This is a genomic window from Paenarthrobacter sp. 10L420, assembly GCF_056395385.1.
Genome location: NZ_JBFTJK010000052.1, coordinates 1 through 1,930, shown reverse-complemented (window position 1 = coordinate 1,930; position 1,930 = coordinate 1). Strand labels below are relative to the sequence as shown.

Here is a 1,930-nt window from a genome sequence, read left to right as displayed (position 1 = left end):
ACCGGAGACTCGTCGAGTTTGCGCCGGATGACAAGGGCGGCAATGGTGACGAAGATGCTGGAGAGGAACACGAGCCGCCAGCCCCAGGTGAGCATGTCGTTCGGTGCCAGTGCTTGGGCGGCGATCCATACGAGTGCACCCAGTGCGGTACCGGCTGCCGCGCCGACCATGATCAGTGATGCAAAGCGTCCTCGGGTACCTGGAGCAGCGGACTCTGTCAGCAACGTCGCACCTCCGGATTGTTCTGCGCCGGCGCCGAAGCCTTGGGCGGCCCGGCAGACACATAGGAGGATCGGTGCCAGGAGTCCCACTTGGTCGAAGGTGGGCAGCAGGCCGATGACCAGCGTTGCGCCACCCATGAGCAGAAGCGTTACAACGAGGATCCATTTCCGGCCCAGTCTGTCGCCGAAGTGGGAGAAGAAAATTCCACCCAAGGGACGGAAAAGGAAGCCGACAGCGAAGGCGGTGAAGCTTGCGAGGAGCGCGGTCGCCGGGGAAATGTTGGGGAAGAAAAGTTTGCTGAAAACCAAGGCCGAGGCCGTGCCATAGATGACAAAGTCATAGAGTTCCAGCGTGGTACCGATGAGACCCGCGACGGCGGCCTTCCGGACCTTGGTTTGGTCCACGGGCGTGGGTGGGAGGTTTGCTGCTGTAGTCATTTCCATACTCCTTTGAATGGATGTTTCTTTGATGCTTTCCGGCGGCAGCTATGCCGTGCGGGGGTGTTTAGTAGCTGATCAATACTTTGAGATTGCGCGGATCGTTGACAGGAGCCGTGAGGGCCGCTGCTGCGTCCTTGAGCGGATAGGTGGCCGTGATAATGGACCGCAGGTCCACTTTCCCGGACGAGGCCAGGCCGATCGCCGTCGGGAACGCGTTGGCGTACCGGAACGCCGTCACAAGGTCGATTTCGTAACGCTGCAGGTAGCCAAGCGGAATGCCGTCTACTGTGGGCCGGGCTTGCCCGACCACCGTGGCGCGGGCGCCCGGACCCAGTGTGTGGATGCCATCGACGAGTGCGCGGATGTTTCCGGAGCATTCGATGAGGCGGTCCATGTCTTTGAGGTCAAGTGGTTCCGTGGAGGTGTTGATGGTGCGTGTTGCTCCCAGGCGGGCAGCGACGGCGAGGCGGTCGTCGTTGACGTCCGTGACAACGATTTCGCTGGCAGCTTGGGCCGCTGCTACCTGGGCCACGAGAAGGCCAATGGGTCCGGCACCAGTGACCAGCACCCGATGCCCGCTCTGGACCTGAGCGCGTTCGACGGCCCAGACCGCCACGGCGAGTGGCTCGATCGCAGCTCCGATTTTGGCTGGTACGGCTTCAGGTAGCGGGTGGAGGGTGGCGGCGGGCACCACCACGTGGCGGGCAAAGAGCCCGTCCGTGGGCGGGGAGCCGAAGCAGGTTCCTGTTGGGCACACGTTGTAGCGGCCGGAGAGGCATGCCGGGCATTCGCGGCACGGCATGGCCGGTTCGATGACGACGGCGGTACCCACGGTGGTGCGGGCCTTTTCGCCGGCGGCAATCACCACGCCGGCGCCCTCGTGGCCGAGGATGGTGGGTTGGCGGAGGACGTTGCTGCCATTACGACCCTCTGCGAAATAATGCATGTCGGAGCCGCAGATGCCACCGGAACGCATCTCCACGAGCACGTCGTTGGGGCCGAGCGGTTTCAGAGGTTTGTTCTCGATGCGGATATCGCCGGCGCCGTGCAGGACGGCTGCTTCGGTGGTCGTTGGCAGATCCGTGCGATGTTCCGAAAGGATGGTTTGGGTGTTCATGGGGTGCTCCGGTGGGCTGCGTGGGGACGGGATGTCGGATTGCTGGCATCGGCGATGGCGGCCAGTGGGCCGTGGGACTGCAGGATGTCGATAAATTCGCCGGTGCGTTCGATGAAGTCAGTGCGCTCGGCAAGTTCCTCGCCGAGGAGAT

General features: G+C 63.2%; 2 protein-coding genes. Both read right to left on the bottom strand.

All coding sequences use genetic code 11. The annotated features are described in order from the left end of the window. Nucleotides 1-659, bottom strand: a 659-nt coding sequence (locus AC1DD5_RS25590; RefSeq protein ID WP_477523120.1) for an MFS transporter, incomplete at its 3' end; no start/stop codon positions are given. Between the two features lie 67 nt (nucleotides 660-726). Next, nucleotides 727-1,779 (bottom strand): NAD(P)-dependent alcohol dehydrogenase, encoded by a 1,053-nt coding sequence (locus tag AC1DD5_RS25585; RefSeq protein WP_477523119.1) that lies wholly within the window; start codon nucleotides 1,777-1,779, stop codon nucleotides 727-729. Between the last annotated feature and the right edge of the window lie 151 nt (nucleotides 1,780-1,930).